Here is a 17,964-nt window from a genome sequence, read left to right as displayed (position 1 = left end):
AGCGCCGACCGGCACAAGTGGGAAGAGGGGCCGCCGAAGAAATCTGACTGAGTGTCAGAAAACTATTGAACTGAACACCCGCCTACTGCAACCTGTTCTGAATCTGGAGACGGAGGCAGGCAATGGGCGGTACGGAACATCTCGGGATGCGGCGCGAGGGCGCCACACTGGTGCTCACCCTGAACAGGCCGGAGGCGAAGAACGCACTCTCGCTGCCGATGCTGGTCGGCCTGTACGACGGCTGGCTCGCCGCGGACGCGGACGACTCGGTCCGCTCGGTCGTGCTCACCGGCGCGGGGGGTTCCTTCTGCGCCGGCATGGACCTCAAGGCCCTGGCGGGCGGGGGAATGGCGGGCGAGGAGTACCGGGACCGGCTGAAGGCCGACCCCGACCTGCACTGGAAGGCGATGCTGCGCCACCACCGCCCCCGCAAACCGGTGATCGCCGCGGTCGAGGGGTACTGCGTGGCGGGCGGCACCGAGATCCTTCAGGGCACCGACATCCGCGTCGCCGGAGCGGGCGCCACCTTCGGGCTGTTCGAGGTCCGGCGCGGACTCTTCCCCATCGGCGGCTCCACCGTACGGCTGCCGCGCCAGATCGCCCGGACCCACGCCCTCGAAATGCTCCTCACCGGCCGTCCGTACAGCGCCGAGGAGGCCGCCCGCGTCGGACTCGTGGGCCATGTGGTCCCCGAAGGCACCGCGCTGGAGAAGGCGCTGGAGATCGCCGAACGGATCAACGCCTGCGGACCGCTCGCCGTGGAGGCGGTCAAGGCCTCCGTCTACGAGAGCGCCGAGCTGACCGAGACCGACGGCCTCGCGGCCGAACTCGCCTGCGGCTGGCCGGTCTTCGACACCGCGGACGCCAAGGAGGGCGCCCGCGCCTTCGCCGAGAAGCGCCCGCCCGTCTACCGGCGCGCCTGAGCCAAGGAGACAACCGTGCCCGAAGTCCTCAGCGCACCGCTGGTGGTCGAATTCCCCTTCACCCGCTCGCTCGGCCCCGTGCAGAGCGCCTTCCTCACCGGACTGCGCGAGCAGACCGTGCTCGGCGTGCGGACCGGCGAGGGAAAGGTCCTCGTACCGCCCGTCGAGTACGACCCCGCCACCGCCGAGGAGCTCCGCGAGCTCGTCGAGGTCGCCGCGACCGGCACCGTCACCACCTGGGCCTGGAACCCCGACCCGCGCCGCTACCAGCCCCTGGACACCCCGTTCGCCTGGGTCCTGGTCCGGCTCGACGGCGCCGACACCTCGCTGCTCCACGTCCTGGACGCCCCGGGCCCCGAGGCCGTTCGCACCGGGATGCGGGTCCGCGTCCGCTGGGCGGGGGCCCGCACCGGCGCGATCACCGACATCGCCTGCTTCGAACCGTACGAGGGGGACGCGGACACCGGCCGGCCCGTCCGGCACAGCGGCGAGTTCAGCGACCCGGTCACCACCATCGTCACCCCCGCCCGGCTCGACTACACCTACACCCCCGGCCGGGCCCAGAGCGCGTACATCAACGCCCTCGCCGAGCGGCGCACCGTCGGCGAGCGCTGTCCGTCCTGCCGCAAGGTGTACGTGCCGCCCCGCGGTGCCTGCCCCACCTGCGGCGTCGCCACCGCGGAGCCGGTCGAGGTCGGTCCGCGCGGCACCGTGACCACGTACTGCGTCGTCAACATCAAGGCCGCCCACACGGCGAACCTCGGCATCGAGGTGCCGTACGTCTACGCCCATATCGCCCTGGACGGCGCCGACCTCGCGCTGCACGGCCGGATCGCCGGCATCCCCTACGACCAGGTGCGGATGGGGCTGCGCGTCGAACCGGTCTGGACCGAGGGCGGCCGCTACCCCGACCACTACCGGCCCACCGGAGAGCCCGACGCCGACTACGACACGTACAAGGAGCTGCTGTAGATGCGAGACGTGGCGATCGTGGCCTTCGCGCAGAGTGCGCACCGGCGGCGTACCGACGAACTCTCCGAAGTCGACATGCTGATGCCCGTCCTGCACGAGGTCCTCGGGGCGACCGGCCTGAAGGCGAGCGACATCGGCTTCACCTGCTCCGGTTCCAGCGACTACCTGGCGGGCCGGGCCTTCTCCTTCACCATGGCGCTCGACGGTGTCGGCGCGTACCCGCCGATCTCCGAGTCGCACGTGGAGATGGACGGGGCCTGGGCGCTGTACGAGGCCTGGGTGAAACTCCAGACCGGCGAGGCGGACACCGCCCTGGTCTACGCGTACGGCAAGTCCTCGCCGGGCGAGGTCCGCGATGTCCTGACCCGGCAGCTCGACCCGTACTACGTGGCCCCGCTCTGGCCGGATTCCGTGGCGCTCGCCGCCCTCCAGGCGCAGGCGCTCATCGACGCGGGTGCCACCGACGAACAGGGCCTGGCCGCGATCGCCGCCCGCAGCCGCACGGCCGCCTCGGCCAACCCGTACGCCCAGCTCACCGGGGACGTCCCGGCGGGCGGCCAGGTGGTGGCGCCGCTGCGGACCGGCGACTGCCCGCCCGTGGGCGACGGTGCCGCGGCCGTGGTCCTCGCCGTCGGGGACACCGCCCGCGCCCTGTGCGCGCGACCCGCCTGGATCCGGGGCATCGACCACCGGATCGAGGCCCACGGCCTCGGCGTCCGCGACCTGACCGACTCGCCCTCCACCCGGCTGGCCGCCGAACGCGCCGGTGCCTTCGACCGGCCGGTCGACACCGCCGAGCTGCACGCCCCCTTCACCTCCCAGGAAGTCGTGCTCCGTGCGGCGCTGGGGCTGGGGGACGAGGTCAGTGTGAACCCCTCGGGCGGTGCGCTCGCCGCCAACCCGGTGATGGCCGCGGGTCTCGTGCGGCTCGGTGAGGCCGCCGCCCGGATCCACCGCGGCGAGTCCGACCGGGCCCTCGCCCACGCCACCTCCGGACCCTGCCTGCAACAGAATCTGGTCGCCGTCCTGGAAGGGGAGAGCGCTCATGTCTAAGGAGCCCGTGGCCGTCGTCGGCATCGGCCAGACCAAGCACGTCTCCGCCCGGCACGATGTCTCCCTCGCCGGGCTCGTCCGCGAGGCCGCCGTGGCCGCCCTCGCCGACGCCGGGCTGACCTGGGCGGACATCGACGCCGTGGTCATCGGCAAGGCCCCCGACTTCTTCGAGGGGGTGATGATGCCGGAGCTCTATCTCGCGGACGCGCTCGGCGCCGTCGGCAAACCGATGCTCCGCGTCCACACCGCCGGATCGGTCGGCGGATCCACCGCACTGGTCGCCGCCAACCTGGTGGCAGGCCGTGTCCACCGGACCGTACTGACTCTCGCGTTCGAGAAGCAGTCCGAGTCCAACGCCATGTGGGGCCTCTCGCTGCCGATCCCGTTCCAGCAGCCCCTGCTGGCCGGTGCGGGCGGCTTCTTCGCCCCGCACGTGCGCGCGTACATGCGCCGCAGCGGCGCCCCCGACACGGTCGGCTCCCTCGTCGCGTACAAGGACCGGCGCAACGCGCTGAAGAACCCCTACGCGCACATCCACGACCCCGGCATCACCCTGGAGAAGGTCCAGGCCGCGCCGATGCTCTGGGACCCCATCCGCTACTCCGAGACCTGCCCGTCCTCCGACGGCGCCTGCGCCATGGTCCTCACCGACCGCGACGGCGCGGCCCGCTCCCCGCACCCGCCCGCCTGGGTGCACGGCGGTGCCATGCGCAGCGAGCCGACACTCTTCGCGGGCAAGGACTTCGTCTCGCCGCGGGCCGGGAAGGACTGCGCCGCCGATGTGTACCGGCAGGCCGGGATCACCGACCCGCGCCGGGAGATCGACGCCGTCGAGATGTACGTGCCGTTCTCCTGGTACGAACCGATGTGGCTGGAGAACCTCGGCTTCGCCTCCGAGGGCGAGGGCTGGAAGCTCACCGAGTCCGGCGTCACCGAACTCGACGGCGATCTTCCGGTGAACCCGTCGGGCGGAGTTCTCTCCACCAACCCGATCGGGGCATCCGGCATGATCCGGTTCGCCGAGGCGGCCCTCCAGGTACGCGGGCGGGCGGGCGAACACCAGGTGGAGGGGGCCAGGAGGGCGCTGGGCCACGCCTACGGCGGCGGGGCACAGTTCTTCTCGATGTGGCTCGTCGGAGCTCAGCCGCCACCCGGCTGAGACAGCGACGCGTCCCGCGGCCGGCGGGGGCACCCGGTGTCCGCCGCCGCCCGCCGTGCGCGCGGGCCCGGCTCGGCGACGTGAGCCGGGACACGTAACATGTCCGCATGTCCTTCCTCCGTCGCCGTAGCGCCGCCACACCCGCGGGCCCGGACTTCGATGTCCTGGCCATGGATCCGGGGGACTGGCCCGGAAACCTCGGCGCGGGTCTGCTTCCCGCTCCCGACGGGAGCTGCCAGGGCGTCTTCCTCCGCTACGACCTGTACGGCGGACGCGGCCCGGCCATGATCATCGGCAATCTCCCGGCGGGCTCGCCCGCCCGTGAGACGGAGGAGGGCCAGGTCCCCTTCGAGGTGGCGCAGCTGCTGCTCGCCCTGGAGAACGACGAGCCGATCGAGGTGACGAGCACCGAGGACGTCCCGGTGATGCAGGGGGACAACCTGCTGATCGTCCGCCGGATCAAGCTCTCCGAGAGCCGGATCGCCTGTGTCCAGTTCGACCGCAGTGACGGTGTGCTCGTCACGATCGCCAGCTGGGACCGGCCCATCACCGACGATCTGTACGCGCTGCTGAAGCCGCTGCCGGCGGAGCTCTTCCAGCAGGGCTGAAACGTCCCTGCGCACGGCCGCCCGCACCGCGACGGGCGGCTTTCGGCTTTCCGGCCCCGGCCGCCTTCCGCTCCGGTGCTCCCGGCCCATTCCGCCCAAGGGCGGGGAGCTTCCGTCCAAGAGGTCATCTCGTCCGGTGTCTTGTGGGGCCGGTCATCGGACCTTTACGGTGCGGTGCCATGACATCCGGGATGACGCGACGCACCACAGTGAAGGCGGCGGTCGGCGCAACCGGCGCCCTGGCGCTCAGTGTTCCGGCGCTCGCCGGAGCGGCGCAAGCAGTCGTTACCTCCGATGAATCGAGCGATCCGATCGCTGGTCAAGCGCCGTCGGAAGTGCCCGCACCCCAGCTCTGGTACAGCACCCCCGCCGCGGGATGGGAGCGCGAGTCGCTGCCCATCGGCGGGGGCGCCCTCGGTGCGAGCGTCTTCGGGACACTCGCCACCGAACGTCTCACCCCCAACGAGAAGACCCTGTGGACCGGCGGTCCGGGATCGGTCCAGGGATACGACTTCGGCAACTGGACCACCGCCGGACCGGATGCCCTCACCGGAGTCCGGGAAGACCTCGACCGTGCGGGCGTGCTCGGCCCGGACGAGGTCGCGGCCGCGCTCGGCCAGGCCCGCCGCGGCTACGGCGCCTATCAGGTCCTCGGTGATCTGCTCATCCGTCTGCCGGACGCCCCGGCCGCGCCGGACGGCTCCTGCCGGCGCGCTCTCGACCTCTCCACCGCCCTGGCCACCGTCGCCCACACCCATCGGAAGGCACACCACAATTCTGGCTGGCCAACCTGCGCACCGACCCGCGTGACGGCACGCTCGTCGTCCCCGCGGGCTGGCCCGAGGGGTCGGTGCGGGGGCTGCGGGCCAGGGGCGGCTTCACCGTCGACATCGAATGGGCCGCGGGTGCGTCCCGCCGTGTCGTCATCACGGCGGGACGCACCCGCCGGGTGACGGTCCGCAGCACGCTGTTCGCGAGCGGCCGGAAGACCTTCCGGGCGCGCGCCGGCAGCCGCTACACGCTGCTGCCCGACAGCTGAGCCATCAGCCGCGTCACGCGTGCGGCGGACGTGCCGAGCCCCGTGGGACCGCCCAGGTGCCACGGGGCGCCGGTGCCGTGCCGCAGATCCTCCTCGCGGTAGCGCCGGCAGCCCCGGTGCCAGATCAGGATGCCCGCCATCCAGTTCCGGAGCTCCAGCACATAGCCCGCCAGGATCTCCCGCACCTCGGCGTCCAGGCCGAAGTCGTCGTACAGCACGGGCAGTTCCTCCGAGGCCACGTGCTGGAACTGGCGCAGCCGCGAGTTCATCAGGTCGTGCACGATCGCCACGCCGGTCGGATAGTCGACCCCGAAGAAGTTCTGCACGACCAGGACGCCGTTGTGCACCTCACCCTCGTACTCGATCTCCTTCTGGTACGAGAACAGATCGTTCATCAGCGCGGCGTAGTCCGCGGCGGCGTTCTCCAGGGACCTGAGCGGGCCGCTCCGGTAGATCTCGGCAGGAACCTTTCGTCCGTGGCTTACCCGGCACAGGCTCATCGTCAGGTCCGAGCCGAAGGTCATACGGCGCATCTCGACGTAGTCGACCGGGTCGGGGATACGGTTCTGCGCCTGGTTCGCCAGTTCCCACAGCCAGCTCGCCGTCATCGACTCGACCCCGTCCCGGAAAGCGCGCCGCTGCTCCCCGTCCATCGGGACCACGGTCCGCCGCCACAGATCGGCGAGCCCCCGCTCCAGCGCGTTGGCCGGCTCGGGCGTCCCGGTGCCTTCCAGCGGCATGAAGTGCGAGAGCCGCTCGTTGGCCAGCCGCGCCCCGGCCAGATCGCGGCTCCGCCCGTGCACGACGGGAAACCAGTCGTCGCCGTACGTACCCCAGGCCAGCCACCCCGAGGAGAGGTCCAGCTCCTCCGGCGTCGCGTCCGGATGGATTCCCGCCGCGCACAGCGGCAGGTCGATGTCGAGCAGCCGCTTCTCGTCCCAGATGTGCGAACCCGGCACCCCGGGCTGCGCCTCCAGAATGCCCATCCGCCGTGCCCAGTCGACCATCCGTACCCGCGCGCCCTCCAGATGCGGGCTCAGCGTCGTCCGGAACGGGAGGTCGAAGTCGGGCAGCAGGGAGGGGCCGACATGCCGGTACGGCACATGGCTCCGGCCGCGCAGCCGCGAGGACTCCGAGCGCGGGGTGAACCTGATCGAGGCGGCGGACATCCAGGGGGCGGGGGCCGACTGCCCGGTGGCGCCGTCGTTCATGTAGCGGCTGGAGCGCAGGTGCCACTCATGGCCGCCGGACTGCCAGTCCTGAAGCCCCTTGACGTAGGCGAGGACGGCGGTGGTCTCCGCCGGGTCCAGGCCCTTCTCCGCGCAGAGCGGCCCCAGTTCGGTCAGCGCGGTGTTCTCGAACTGCTGGAGCCGTGAGGTCAGCAGATCGTTGACGGCCTCGGCGGCCTCCTGGGTGGAGCAGCCGAGGAAGGTCTCCAGGACCAGTACCCCGTTGCTGTTCTCGCCCTCGTCCTCGACCTCGCGCTGGTACGAGAACAGGTCGTTGCGCAGGTGCACCCCGTCGGAGAAGGCGTCCCGCAGCACGCGCAGCGGACGCGAGCCGGCCACCGCGTCGGGCACCTCGGCGCCGGTGGCGTACTCCACGAGCCCCGCCGACCAGGGGGCGCCGCCCACCTTGCGGCGCATCTCGATGTACTCCACGGGGTTCGCGATGCGCCCCTCGTTGATATTGGCGAGCTCCCACAGCGACTCGTTCAGCAGATTCTCGGTCGACTCCGCGAACCGGGCCCGCCAGGCGTCCGACATCGCGGGCACCGTCCGCGCCCACAGATCGGCCAGCCCCGCCTCGACGGGGTTGGCGGGCTCGGGCATCGGCGTGCCGGGCTCCATGGGCATGAAGGCCGGAAGCCGGTCCAGATACCGCTTCCCGCCCGGCCGGTCCGGGGTGCGTTTGAACAGCTCGAGGAAGTGGTCGTCGAAGAAGAAGACCCACACGTACCAGTCGGTCACCAGGGACAACGCCTCGGCGGAGCAGTCGGGGTGGGTGTACGCGCACAGCAGCGCGTAGTCATGTGCTTCCAGGTCCTTCTCCTCCCAGATGCCCGAACCCTCCAGCATCCCCATTCCGCGCGCCCACTCACGGGTGTGCCGTCGTGCCTCCTCTACATGAGGATTGAGCCGTGCCGGATACGGAACATAGAAGTCCGGCAGTGAGAAGGGCTGTGCCATCTGCGTCAGGCCTTTCCGGGAGCTGCCGCGCGACATCCGCGCGGACCAGTGGTGTTTCCGCGCAGCACTACCCTTCGGCCGTCCGGGGCACGCACACTGTCAATTAGTCAGATGAACGCCAATGACGTCGTGCGAGCCGCTTCGCAGGTCAGAGCATTCGTCACTGGTCTGGTCCAGTGGCTCAATGACGTATCCGCCCGGCACTCTTGACGTGTCATCACCACACGCCACAGAGTTTCCGCCCAGAACGGAGATCACCCCAGGCACGCATCGGGTACGCCCAGCTCCCAGAAGGGTTGTCATGACGTCCAAGCGGAGGACCAGACTCGCGCTCGCACTGACCGCGGCCGGTGCGCTGAGCGCCGCCCTGCTCGCCCCGGCGGCCCAGGCGGGTGCCGACGGGGTGCGCCCCGAGTGCCCGCGCGCCCTCGGCTGCGACTGGGTCCCGGCGGCGTATCAGCAGACCGGCGACCCGGCCGACAAGGAGACGTACGGCAACTACGACACCGCGGACCGGCCGCACAGCAACAGGATCAAGTTCATCGTCCTGCATGACACCGAAGTGGACTTCGACACCACCCTGAAGATCTTCCAGAACCCGCTGAACCAGACCTCCGCCCACTACGTGGTGCGCTCGTCCGACGGCCATGTCACGCAGATGGTCAAGAACAAGGACGTCGCCTGGCAGGCCGGCAACTGGTATCTCAACACCCACTCCATCGGCATCGAGCAGGAGGGCTTCGCCGCCGAGGGCGCCAAGTGGTACACCCCCGAGATGTACCGCTCGACAGCCGGGCTCGTACGCCATCTGGCGGCCCAGTACGGCATTCCGCTGGACCGGCAGCACATCATCGGCCACGACGGAGTCCCGCCCACCAGTGCCTCCGGGACCAGGAACATGCACTGGGACCCGGGCCCGTACTGGGACTGGAACCGCTTCATGGCGCTGCTCGGCAGGCCCACCGTGCCGACCGCCCCCAGGGGTGCCGAACTCATCACGGTCAGCCCGGACTTCAAGCGGAACAAGCAGGTCTTCCGCGACTGCGAGAAGGGTGTCGATCTGCCCCTCCAGGGGAGCAGCGCCGTCCCCCTGTACACCGAACCGTCCACCGGCTCACCGCTGTTCGCCGACCCGGGCCTGCACCCCGACGGCTCCCCGGGCACCAACTGCGCCGCCGACTGGGGCAGCAAGATCAGTGCCACCCAGCAGGCCGTCGTCGCGGGCAGGGCCCCGGGGTGGACCGCGATCTGGTGGTACGGGAAGAAGGCCTGGCTCCGGACCCCGGACGGGGCCCGGGTCATCACACCGACGGCCGGTCATGTGGTGAAGCCCAGGGCCGGGAAGGCGGAGGTCCCGGTGTACGGGGTGGCGTACCCGGAGAAGTCCGAGTACCCGCAGGACCACACGTCACCGGTCGTCGGCAGCCCGCTGGTCTACACGATCAAGGCGGGCCAGGCGTTCCCGGGCGGCGGCGAGGCGCCCACCGGATACTTCTACGCGCCGACGATCGACTCCTCCAAGCCCTACGACCACACGTACTTCACGGGCGGACAGAAGTACGTGACGGTCCAGATCGGACACCGGATCGGCTTCGTGAGGGCGTCGGACGTGGATGTGGTCCGCGTACGGTGACGCGCGGCGCGGCGGGGAGGGCGTGGCCTTCCCCTGCTGCGCGCCGGGCGGGGCTCAGTAGGCCGAGTCGACGTTGTCGATCGAGCCGTAGCGGTCCGCGGCGTAGTTGGCCGCCGCGGTGATGTTGGCGACGGGGTCGGTGAGCTTCTTCGGCGTACCGCTGACGTGGTACGCGTCGAAGGTGGGCTGGATCACCTGGAGCAGCCCCTTGGAGGGCACGCCGTTGCGGGCGTTGATGTCCCAGTCGTTGACCGCGTGCGGGTTGCCGCTGGACTCGCGCATGATGTTGCGGTGCAGCCCCTCGTAGGAGCCGGGGATGCCCTTGGCCTTCATGATGTCGAGCGACTCGCGGATCCAGCCGTCCAGGTTGTTCGTGTACTGCTTGGGTGCGGCGGCCTTGCGGTCGGTGGAGCGGTTGGCGGCCTGCTCGGACGTGTGCGCCTTGAGGACGGCGGCCTTCTTGGCCTCCGTCTTCGCGGCCGTGGTCTTCTTGGCGGCCGCGTCCTTGATCACCGCGTCCTTGATCACCGCGTCCTTGGCCGCCTGGATGCCGGTCGCCGGTATTCCGGCGGCCGCGATCGGCTTGACGTCGATGGAGGAGTGCGCTGCCGCGGGCCGCTCGTCACCGGACGCGCCGGTGGCGGCGAGAGCGGTGACGGAGCCTGTCGCGACGAGCACGGCGGCGGCGATCTTCTGCGAACGGCTGATGCGGATGGTGCGGATGGTGCTGAGGCGAGGCATGCGGGAGCTCTTCCGGTGGGGGACGGGCGTGGCGGCCTTCGGCGGCGCGGGGGTGCAGGTACCGAATGGCCCGGCCGCGTTCGCCGGGGGGCGTGGGCCGCGGGCTCGTTCTCGGTGCTTGCCGGGATCCATGGTTAGCGGGCAGAACGAGGGGAGGCAATGAGCCCCTTTACTACCCTTCATCGTGAGATCCGGCGGAATAGCCGTTTTGGCCGTTTGATTGCACCGTGAAAGCGGCGCCACGGCTACTACCCGCAGTCGTACGTGACGAAGGTCCTGTGGCGGGCTTCACCTGCCGGGGCAGGGGAGGCGGCACCGGTGCGCCGCTGGGTCACGGCGACTTCACCGAGCGTGGAGGGAGCCGTGGGGGAACCCGTGGGGGAGTGCGCGAGCGGCTGGACGTGCGCGCCCGGAGCGGCGGGACGGATGCCGCGAACAGCGGCGGAAGGGCTGTGGGGCGGGCCCGGCGGACGTCAGCGCTCCGCCCGCCCACCTTCCGGTGGTCGGCGGGCGCGGGCGCTCCGCCCGCCGACCACCCGGGTCCCGCCCGGCGCGCCCGCCCGGCCCCGGACCTCAGCGGACGCCGGCGCCCCGCCCGCTGACCACCCGGTCCACCTGCTCCACCGACAGGGCGTGCTCGATCGCCAGGATCCCCGCCCCCACCGCTGCCGCGTTCTCGCCCGTCCGGCTCGGCTCGATCCGCAGCACGTGCGTCGCCAGCGGGTGCGAGCGCCGGTAGACCGCCTCCCGGACCCCCGCGAGCAGCTGGTCGTGGACGGCGGCCAGCGCGCCGCCCAGCACGACCGTGTCCGGGTTGAAGAAGTTCACCAGACCGGCCAGCACCTCGCCCACCGCCCTGCCCGCCTCACGGACCATCCGTACCGCGTCGCGGTTGCCGGACTTCACCAGCCGCACCACATCGCTGCCCGATGTCGCCTCCAGACCGAGGCCGGACAGCTTCGCCGCCAGTGACGCACCGCCCGCGACCGCTTCCAGACAGCCCGCATTGCCGCACCGGCACGGGTCGTCCAGCTCCGCGACCCGGATATGGCCGATGTCACCGGCGCAGCCCTGCGCCCCCCGGTGCAGCAGCCCGTCGGCGACGATCCCGCAGCCGATTCCCGTACCGGCCTTGATGTACAGCAGATAGCGGCAGTCGGGGAAGGCGCGCCGCTGCTCGGCCAGCGCCATCACGTTCACATCGTTGTCGACCAGCGCCCGCACCCCGAACCGGGCGGCGAAGAACTCCGGGATCGGGTACTGGTGCCACCCGGGCATGATCGGCGGATCGACCGGCCGCCCGGTGGAGAACTCCACCGGCCCCGGCACCCCCACGCCGATCGACCGCAGCGTGTCCGGCTCGCGCCCTGCCGCTTCCAGCAGTGTGCGCAGCGTGCGCTCCACATGGCGCAGGACGGAGTCGGGTCCGTCGCCGATCGACAGCGGATCCTCCTGGGCGGCGAGCATCGTGCCGCCGATGTCCATCAGCGCCACCCGGCAGTGCGAGGCCCCCAGGTCCACTCCGGCCACGGCGTGCTCGGCCGTCCGCAGCGCCAGCCGGCGCGGTGGCCGGCCGCCGGTGGAACCGCCGTCCGCGTCCTCGTCCACGAAGCCGTGCCCGATCAGCGCGTCCACCCGCTGGGAGACCGTCGAGCGGGCCAGTCCGGTGATCCGGGCGATGTCCGCGCGGGTCGCGGCCGCCCCCGAACTGATCAGGGCGAGCACCTCGCCGGGGGAGTTCGGGGCGGTCGAGGAGAGGCGAACCGACGGCGAAGGCATGGCAGTCACCATAGGGACGACTTTCGCTGCTCACAAGGCGTCAGCTGTTCGTTCATCGGCCTAAGTGCGACTCAACTCTCGTACGGATAAAGCTGCTTGAGCCCTTGACAGGTCAAAGGTGCATCACGAATCTGCTCTGCAGACCGCTTACCGAGGAGCCAGTCGATGCTGACGATGCAGGGCGTGTCCAAGAGCTTTCTCGGGGTCCGTGTGCTCCACGATGTGGGGCTCGACCTCGAAGCCGGAGAAGTGCATGCCCTCGTGGGCGAGAACGGCGCGGGCAAGTCCACCCTGATGAAGATCCTCGCGGGTGAGCACACCCCCGACACCGGCACCATCACCCTCGACGGCACCACGCACTCCTTCGGCCACCCCGCGCAGGCGCAGGCCGCCGGGATCGGCATCATCCACCAGGAGTTCGCGCTGCTGCCGCACCGCACGGTCGCCGAGAACGTCTTCCTCGGCCGTGAACCCACCCGCCGCGGTCTCGTCGACCGCCGCGCCATGGAACGCCGTACGGCCGGACTGCTGTCCCGGATCGACGAAACCGGCATCACTCCGCGCACCCCCGTCCAGGAACTCTCCGTCGCCCGCAGGCAGACCGTCGAGATCGTCAAGGCGCTCGCCTCCGACGTGCGGGTCCTCGTCATGGACGAACCCACCGCGCCGCTCGCCGGTCACGAGGTCGCGCGCCTGTCCGCGCTGGTGCGCAGGCTGGCCGCGAGCGGGATCGGCATCCTGTACATCTCCCACCGGCTACCCGAGGTCTTCGACCTCTCCCACCGCGTCACCGTCCTCAAGGACGGCCGCCACGTCACCACCCTCACCACCCGTGACACCGACCCCGGCACCGTCGTACGGGCCATGGTCGGCCGCGAACTCGGCGCGTACTACCCGCCCCGGGCCCGCCCCGAGGAGCTGGGGGAGACCGTCCTCACCGTCAGCGGCGGCGCCAACTCCCGTATATCCGGGATCGATCTGACCCTGCGGGCCGGCGAGGTCGTCGGCATCGCCGGACTCCAGGGCTCCGGGCGCACCGCGCTGGCCCGCGCGCTGTTCGGCGCCGCCCCCTTCACCGCCGGCAGCATGACCGTCGCTGGGGAACCACTGCGCCCGGCCCGCCCCCGCGAGGCCATCAGGGCCGGGATCGCCCTGGTCACCGAGGACCGCAAGGGCGAAGGGCTCGCCCTGCGCCAGTCCGTCCGCGACAACGCCCTGCTCGTCACCCGTGCCGGAGCCACCCGAGCCACCCGTGCCGGAGCCACCCGCGGCGGACCGCCCGCGGGCCGCGCCGTCACCGCACTGCTCGAACGCGTACGGCTGCACGCCCGCGGCGAGGACCAGGAGGTCCAGTACCTCTCCGGAGGCAACCAGCAGAAGGTCGTCATCGCCAAATGGCTCGCCGCCCGCCCACGGGTGCTGCTCTTCGACGAACCGACCCGGGGCGTCGACGTCGGCGCCAAGGCGGCGATCCACACCCTCGTCCGGGAACTGGCGCGCGAGGGACTCGCCGTACTGATCATCTCCTCCGAACTGCCGGAGCTGATCGGGATGAGCGACCGCGTCATCGTCATGGCCGACGGGCGCCCGGCCGGTGAACTGCCCGCCGGGGCGACGGAAGAGGCCATCATGCGTGCCGCCACCGGCGGCGGCCGTCCGAAGGAGGACGCCGCGTGACCGCGGTCCGGACCGGTCCCACACCCCGGAAGACGCGCGGCCGGCCGCGGACACCCGCCGGGCTGCGCCTCACCGGTTCCGTCACCGGGATCTGGCTCGCCGCGCTCGCCGTCACCGTACTGGGCTGGATCGTCGTCGCCGCCCGGGGCGGGGACTTCTTCACCGTCACCAACACGGTGGCCATCCTGCAGAACTGCGTCGCCCTGGGCCTCGTCGCCGTCGGCCAGTCCGTCGTCATCCTCACCGGATCGCTCGACCTCTCGGTCGCCTACCTCATCAGCCTCGGCACCCTGGTCGCCGCCGAGACCATGCGGAGCGGCAGCGTCCTGGTCGCGGTCCTCGCCGTCCTCGCCCTGTCCGCCGCCGTCGGACTCGCCAACGGCCTCATCGTCACCGGTCTGAAGGTCAACGCCTTCATCGCCACCCTCGGCACCGCCTTCATCCTGCGCGGCTGGATCGAGGACACCTACACCGGGCCCGCGGGCGAGGTCCCCGCCTCCTTCCAGCGCCTGGGCTACGACCGCCTGGGACCCGTCCCGGTCTCCGTCTTCCTGCTCCTGGCCGTCGCCGTCGTCATCTGGACCATCACCCGCCGCACCCGGCTCGGTCACCACATGTACGCCACCGGCGGCGACGAGCACGCCGCCCGGCTCTCCGGGGTCCGCACCCGCCGCACCGTCGTCGCCGCCCACATCCTGTGCTCGCTCTGCGTCGGCGCCGCCGCGCTCTTCCTCGCCGCCCGCCTGGGCGCCGGAGCCCCCTGGGCGGGCACCGAGGCGCGCTACGACCTGGAGTCCATCGCCGCCGTCGTCCTCGGCGGCACCGCGCTCGCCGGCGGACGCGGGGGAGTGGCGGGCACCCTCGGCGGCGTCCTCGTCCTCGCCGTCCTCGACAGCGTCTTCAACCAGCTCGCCGTCGACCCGTTCTTCAAGAACGTCGTCCGCGGCGTCGTCATCATCGCGGCGGTCGCCCTGTACGCCGGGCGCCGCCGCGCCCCGCAGGGGAGGACCGCATGACCGCCGCCACCGGGGCCGCGCCCGCCGGACGCCGCCTCCTGCGCGCCCTGGGCACCGGCGCCCCCGTCTGTCTGCTGCTCGCCGTGCTGCTGGCAGCCCTCGCCCTCACCGACCCCGGATTCTACGAACCCGACCGCTTCCTCGCCTTCGTCAAGCGCGCGGCTCCCCTCGTCATCCTCGCGGCGGGCCAGTACATGGTCATCGTGTGCGGCGAGTTCGACCTCTCGGTGGGGGCGATCGTGACCGCCGGGGTGGTGGTCGCGGCCGAACTGTACGGTTCCTTCCCCGGCGCGCCCTGGCCGCTGGTCACCGCCGCCCTGCTGCTCGCCGGGGCGCTGGCCGGACTGGTCAGCGGACTGATCACCACCCTGCTCGGGGTGCCCTCCTTCATCACCACGCTCGGCATGATGCTGATCCTCGAAGGAGCCGTCTTCTTCTGGACGGGCGGCTCCCCGCACGGCGCCCTGCCCGCGGCGTTCCGGCAGCTCGGCCGGGGCACCGCGCTGGGCTTGCTGCCCTGGGCCGTGCTCGTCTGCCTCGCCGCCGGGCTGCTCGCCGCGGTGCTGATGCGCTCCGACTTCGGCCGCACCCTGCTCGCCACCGGAGACAGCGAACGGACCGCCGAACTCTCCGGCGTCCGGGTCGTCCGCGTGCGCACCATCGCCTTCGTCCTCTCCGGCGTCGCGGCCGCCCTCGCCGCCGTACTCGTCGGCGGCTTCTCCGGGGTCTCCGCACAGGCGGGCCGGGGCTACGAGTTCGAGGCGATCACCGCCGTCGTGCTGGGCGGGGTCCTGCTCGGCGGCGGCCGGGGCTCCGTCGTCGGGGCGATGGCGGGGGCCTTCTCCCTCCAGGCCCTGTTCACGCTGCTCAACCTCCAGGGGGTCTCCGGCGCCCTGGAATCGACCGTGCAAGGCGTCATCGTCATCGCCGCCGTCGGACTCGGCGCGGCCGACCGGTCCCGGCCGCGCCGCCGGCGTACCGAACCCTCGGGAGTGAACCCCACATGAGTACGCGACTGACCCGGCACGCCCTCCTCCCCGTGACCGCCGTGCTCGGCGCGGCCCTCCTCGCCGGCTGTACGAGCGACGTGCCGTCGGGCCCCCCGTCGGCCGCGGCCGACGGCTCCGGGACCGGCGCACAGTCCACGTTCTTCGACCGGACCGAGTACGAACGGCAGCTCGCCCTCGCCAAGGAGAGCGCCCAGGGCCCGGCGGACAGGCCATGGGAGCAGATGCTCCGGCCCGAGTTCACCGACACCGCGCAGTACCGGCGCAAGGGATCCGGCGGCCTGCACCTGTGCTTCTCCAACGCCGGGGTGTTCAACCCCTGGCGTCAGGTCGGTCTCAAGAACATGCGGGCCGAGGTCGCGCTCCACAAGGAGATCGACGAGTTCACCGTCCTGGACGCCCAGGGCAAGGACGACAAACAGATCTCCGACATCCAGGAACTGACCGGCAAGGGCTGCGACGCCCTGATCGTCTCCCCGAACACCACCGCCACCCTCACCCCCGCGGTGAAACAGGCCTGCGCGAAACTGCCCGTCATCGTCTTCGACCGGGGAGTGGACAGCGACTGCGCGGTCACCTTCATCAACCCCGTCGGCGGGTACGGGTACGGGGCGGCCGCCGCCGACTTCCTGGTCGGGAAGGTCAAGCCCGGGGGCAAGGTCCTCGCCCTGCGGATCTCGCCGGGCGTCGATGTGCTGGAGACCCGCTGGTCGGCGGCGAAGCTCGCGTTCGACCGGAGCGGACTGGACGTCGTGGACGTGAAGTTCACCGACGGCGACCCCGCCAGGACCAAGTCGATCGTCTCCGACGCGCTCACCCGCCACGGCGGAATCGACGGCGTCTGGATGGACTCCGGCGCGACCGCCGTCGCGGCCGTCGAGGCGTTCGAGGACGCGGGCAGGGACGTACCGCCGATCACCGGCGAGGACCAGCAGGACTTCCTCCAGGCGTGGAAGGACAGGAAACTCACCGCCGTCGCCCCCTCGTACCCGACGTTCCAGTGGCGTACGCCCGTCATCGCCGCGCTGAGGATCCTCCGGGGCGAGCGGGTCCCCAAGGAGTGGAAGCTGCCGCAGCCCACCGTCACCGAGGAGACCCTCGACCAGTACCTGAAGCCCGGCATGCCCCCGCTGCACTACGCGATGTGCGGCTGCGAGGACCTGCCCGGCTTCCCGGAGAAGTGGGGAGGGAAGAAGTGAGCGCCGCACGCCTCCCTCTCGGCGCGAACCCGTGGATCTGGCATTCCCCGGTGACGTACGAAGCACTCGGTGACGTTCTGCCGCGCCTGTCCGTGTGGGGTTTCGACTGTGTCGAGATTCCGCTGGAGAACGAACGCGACTGGTCACCCGCGTCGGTGGGCAGACTCCTCGACGTCTCCGGGCTCGCGCCCGCCGCGGTGATCGCCGTCATGCCGCCCGACCGCGATCTGGTCCACACCGACCCGCGTACCGTCCAGGTCACCCAGGACTATCTGCGCCGCTGTGTCGACGCCGCCCACGGGCTGAATGCCCCCACCGTCGCCGGGCCCCTCTACGCGGCCGTCGGCCGCACCTGGCGGCTGGACCGGCGCGAACGCGAAGCGGCCTACGCGGAGTTGCGGGAGAACCTCGCCCCGGTCGTCGACCATGCCGCGGCCGCGGGCGTACGGATCGGGGTGGAACCCCTCAACCGGTACGAGAGCAGTCTGCTCAACACCGTGGAGCAGACCCTCGACGCCCTCACCGGGCTTCCCGAGGACACCATCGGCCTGGCGTTGGACACGTACCACCAGAACATCGAGGAACGCTCCCTGGCCGGCGCCGTCCACCGCGCCGCGGGCCGCATCGTCCATGTCCAGGTGTGCGCCAACGACCGGGGCACACCCGGCGCCGATTCCCTCGACTGGCCCGGCTTCCTCGCCGCGCTCCTGGCGAGCGGGTACCGGGGGCCGCTGTGCATCGAGTCGTTCACCGCGCACAACGACGCCATCGCGGTAGCCGCCTCGGTGTGGCGGCCGCTCGCCCCCGCCCAGGACACCATCGCCACGGAGGGCCTGGCCTTTCTGCGCACCGCTCTGGCCGCCCTCGAACAGCCTCCGGCCGCCGCCCCCTGACCCCGGGGCCGCCGCCGTCCCCCGACCCTGCTCGTCCACCCGTCGAGAGAGGACCCATGTGAGCCGCCAACGATGG

Annotated in this window: 15 protein-coding genes and 1 pseudogene; 13 read left to right on the top strand and 3 right to left on the bottom strand. The window is 71.5% G+C overall.

The features are described from left to right. Positions 1-122 precede the first annotated feature (122 nt). The 7 genes and pseudogenes from ACIGJO_RS12820 to ACIGJO_RS12790 all read left to right on the top strand — a co-directional run bounded on the left by ACIGJO_RS12820 (position 123) and on the right by ACIGJO_RS12790 (position 5,754). Complete coding sequence (locus ACIGJO_RS12820; RefSeq protein WP_399956310.1) at positions 123-923, top strand: crotonase/enoyl-CoA hydratase family protein; 801 nt, start codon at positions 123-125, stop codon at positions 921-923. A 15-nt stretch (positions 924-938) separates the two neighbouring features. Continuing rightward, entirely contained in the window at positions 939-1,895 is a 957-nt protein-coding gene (locus tag ACIGJO_RS12815; protein WP_399956308.1) for a Zn-ribbon domain-containing OB-fold protein, read from the top strand. Next, on the top strand, positions 1,896-2,948 hold the full coding sequence (locus tag ACIGJO_RS12810; protein ID WP_399956305.1) for a thiolase domain-containing protein: 1,053 nt from the start codon (positions 1,896-1,898) through the stop codon (positions 2,946-2,948). It begins immediately after the preceding gene. Then, entirely contained in the window at positions 2,941-4,107 is a 1,167-nt protein-coding gene (locus ACIGJO_RS12805; RefSeq protein ID WP_399956302.1) for a thiolase domain-containing protein, read from the top strand. Before ACIGJO_RS12810 ends, ACIGJO_RS12805 begins: the two co-directional genes overlap by 8 nt. Positions 4,108-4,214: 107 nt before the next feature. After that, positions 4,215-4,715 carry a hypothetical protein gene (locus ACIGJO_RS12800; protein WP_399956299.1) on the top strand — a complete coding sequence of 167 codons (501 nt, stop codon included), beginning with the start codon at positions 4,215-4,217 and terminating at the stop codon, positions 4,713-4,715. A gap of 179 nt (positions 4,716-4,894) precedes the next feature. Further along, positions 4,895-5,428: pseudogene (locus tag ACIGJO_RS12795) on the top strand (glycoside hydrolase N-terminal domain-containing protein); the annotation flags it as partial. A gap of 137 nt (positions 5,429-5,565) precedes the next feature. After that, positions 5,566-5,754: a glycoside hydrolase family 95-like protein gene (locus ACIGJO_RS12790; protein WP_399956296.1), complete on the top strand. Its 189-nt coding sequence runs from the start codon at positions 5,566-5,568 to the stop codon at positions 5,752-5,754. Here ACIGJO_RS12790 and ACIGJO_RS12785 read toward each other — a convergent pair. Further along, a complete protein-coding gene (locus tag ACIGJO_RS12785; RefSeq protein ID WP_399956292.1) occupies positions 5,730-7,943 on the bottom strand; it encodes a germacradienol/geosmin synthase in 2,214 nt (737 codons plus the stop codon). The genes ACIGJO_RS12790 and ACIGJO_RS12785 overlap by 25 nt on opposite strands. A 301-nt stretch (positions 7,944-8,244) precedes the next feature. On the opposite strand from ACIGJO_RS12785, the gene ACIGJO_RS12780 reads away from it, so the two are divergent. Continuing rightward, positions 8,245-9,576, top strand: coding sequence for an N-acetylmuramoyl-L-alanine amidase (locus ACIGJO_RS12780; RefSeq protein WP_399956289.1), 1,332 nt, complete (start codon positions 8,245-8,247; stop codon positions 9,574-9,576). A gap of 54 nt (positions 9,577-9,630) precedes the next feature. Here ACIGJO_RS12780 and ACIGJO_RS12775 read toward each other — a convergent pair whose 3' ends face one another. Next, entirely contained in the window at positions 9,631-10,317 is a 687-nt protein-coding gene (locus ACIGJO_RS12775) for a transglycosylase SLT domain-containing protein (RefSeq protein WP_399956286.1), read from the bottom strand. A gap of 573 nt (positions 10,318-10,890) precedes the next feature. Beyond that, positions 10,891-12,096, bottom strand: a complete 1,206-nt coding sequence (locus tag ACIGJO_RS12770) for an ROK family protein (protein ID WP_399956283.1) — start codon at positions 12,094-12,096, stop codon at positions 10,891-10,893. A gap of 165 nt (positions 12,097-12,261) precedes the next feature. Here ACIGJO_RS12770 and ACIGJO_RS12765 point away from each other — a divergent pair, with 165 nt between their 5' ends. From ACIGJO_RS12765 to ACIGJO_RS12745, 5 genes are read left to right on the top strand one after another with little or no spacing between them, the layout of a single operon-like run. After that, complete coding sequence (locus ACIGJO_RS12765; protein ID WP_399956279.1) at positions 12,262-13,773, top strand: sugar ABC transporter ATP-binding protein; 1,512 nt, start codon at positions 12,262-12,264, stop codon at positions 13,771-13,773. Beyond that, a complete protein-coding gene (locus tag ACIGJO_RS12760; protein ID WP_399956276.1) occupies positions 13,770-14,789 on the top strand; it encodes an ABC transporter permease in 1,020 nt (339 codons plus the stop codon). Before ACIGJO_RS12765 ends, ACIGJO_RS12760 begins: the two co-directional genes overlap by 4 nt. Further along, positions 14,786-15,796, top strand: a complete 1,011-nt coding sequence (locus tag ACIGJO_RS12755; protein ID WP_399956273.1) for an ABC transporter permease — start codon at positions 14,786-14,788, stop codon at positions 15,794-15,796. The genes ACIGJO_RS12760 and ACIGJO_RS12755 overlap by 4 nt, the downstream gene beginning before the upstream one ends. Continuing rightward, positions 15,793-16,995 carry a substrate-binding domain-containing protein gene (locus ACIGJO_RS12750; protein ID WP_399956270.1) on the top strand — a complete coding sequence of 401 codons (1,203 nt, stop codon included), beginning with the start codon at positions 15,793-15,795 and terminating at the stop codon, positions 16,993-16,995. The genes ACIGJO_RS12755 and ACIGJO_RS12750 overlap by 4 nt, the downstream gene beginning before the upstream one ends. Continuing rightward, positions 16,992-17,888, top strand: a complete 897-nt coding sequence (locus tag ACIGJO_RS12745) for a sugar phosphate isomerase/epimerase family protein (protein ID WP_399956267.1) — start codon at positions 16,992-16,994, stop codon at positions 17,886-17,888. Before ACIGJO_RS12750 ends, ACIGJO_RS12745 begins: the two co-directional genes overlap by 4 nt. Positions 17,889-17,964: the final 76 nt, after the last annotated feature.

The sequence above is a fragment of the Streptomyces sp. NPDC079020 genome, assembly GCF_044542225.1.
Lineage (GTDB): Bacteria > Actinomycetota > Actinomycetes > Streptomycetales > Streptomycetaceae > Streptomyces.
This window is presented reverse-complemented; position numbering and strand designations above follow the sequence as displayed.

What these genes read in the sequence shown, in the direction of transcription:
- ACIGJO_RS12750 (WP_399956270.1), top strand. Translation starts at nt 15,793, where the DNA reads ATGAGTACGCGACTGACCCGGCACGCCCTCCTCCCCGTGACCGCCGTG.
- ACIGJO_RS12770 (WP_399956283.1), bottom strand. Translation starts at nt 12,096, where the DNA reads ATGCCTTCGCCGTCGGTTCGCCTCTCCTCGACCGCCCCGAACTCCCCC.
- ACIGJO_RS12800 (WP_399956299.1), top strand. Translation starts at nt 4,215, where the DNA reads ATGTCCTTCCTCCGTCGCCGTAGCGCCGCCACACCCGCGGGCCCGGAC.
- ACIGJO_RS12810 (WP_399956305.1), top strand. Translation starts at nt 1,896, where the DNA reads ATGCGAGACGTGGCGATCGTGGCCTTCGCGCAGAGTGCGCACCGGCGG.
- ACIGJO_RS12820 (WP_399956310.1), top strand. Translation starts at nt 123, where the DNA reads ATGGGCGGTACGGAACATCTCGGGATGCGGCGCGAGGGCGCCACACTG.
- ACIGJO_RS12765 (WP_399956279.1), top strand. Translation starts at nt 12,262, where the DNA reads ATGCTGACGATGCAGGGCGTGTCCAAGAGCTTTCTCGGGGTCCGTGTG.
- ACIGJO_RS12775 (WP_399956286.1), bottom strand. Translation starts at nt 10,317, where the DNA reads ATGCCTCGCCTCAGCACCATCCGCACCATCCGCATCAGCCGTTCGCAG.
- ACIGJO_RS12785 (WP_399956292.1), bottom strand. Translation starts at nt 7,943, where the DNA reads ATGGCACAGCCCTTCTCACTGCCGGACTTCTATGTTCCGTATCCGGCA.
- ACIGJO_RS12755 (WP_399956273.1), top strand. Translation starts at nt 14,786, where the DNA reads ATGACCGCCGCCACCGGGGCCGCGCCCGCCGGACGCCGCCTCCTGCGC.
- ACIGJO_RS12805 (WP_399956302.1), top strand. Translation starts at nt 2,941, where the DNA reads ATGTCTAAGGAGCCCGTGGCCGTCGTCGGCATCGGCCAGACCAAGCAC.
- ACIGJO_RS12780 (WP_399956289.1), top strand. Translation starts at nt 8,245, where the DNA reads ATGACGTCCAAGCGGAGGACCAGACTCGCGCTCGCACTGACCGCGGCC.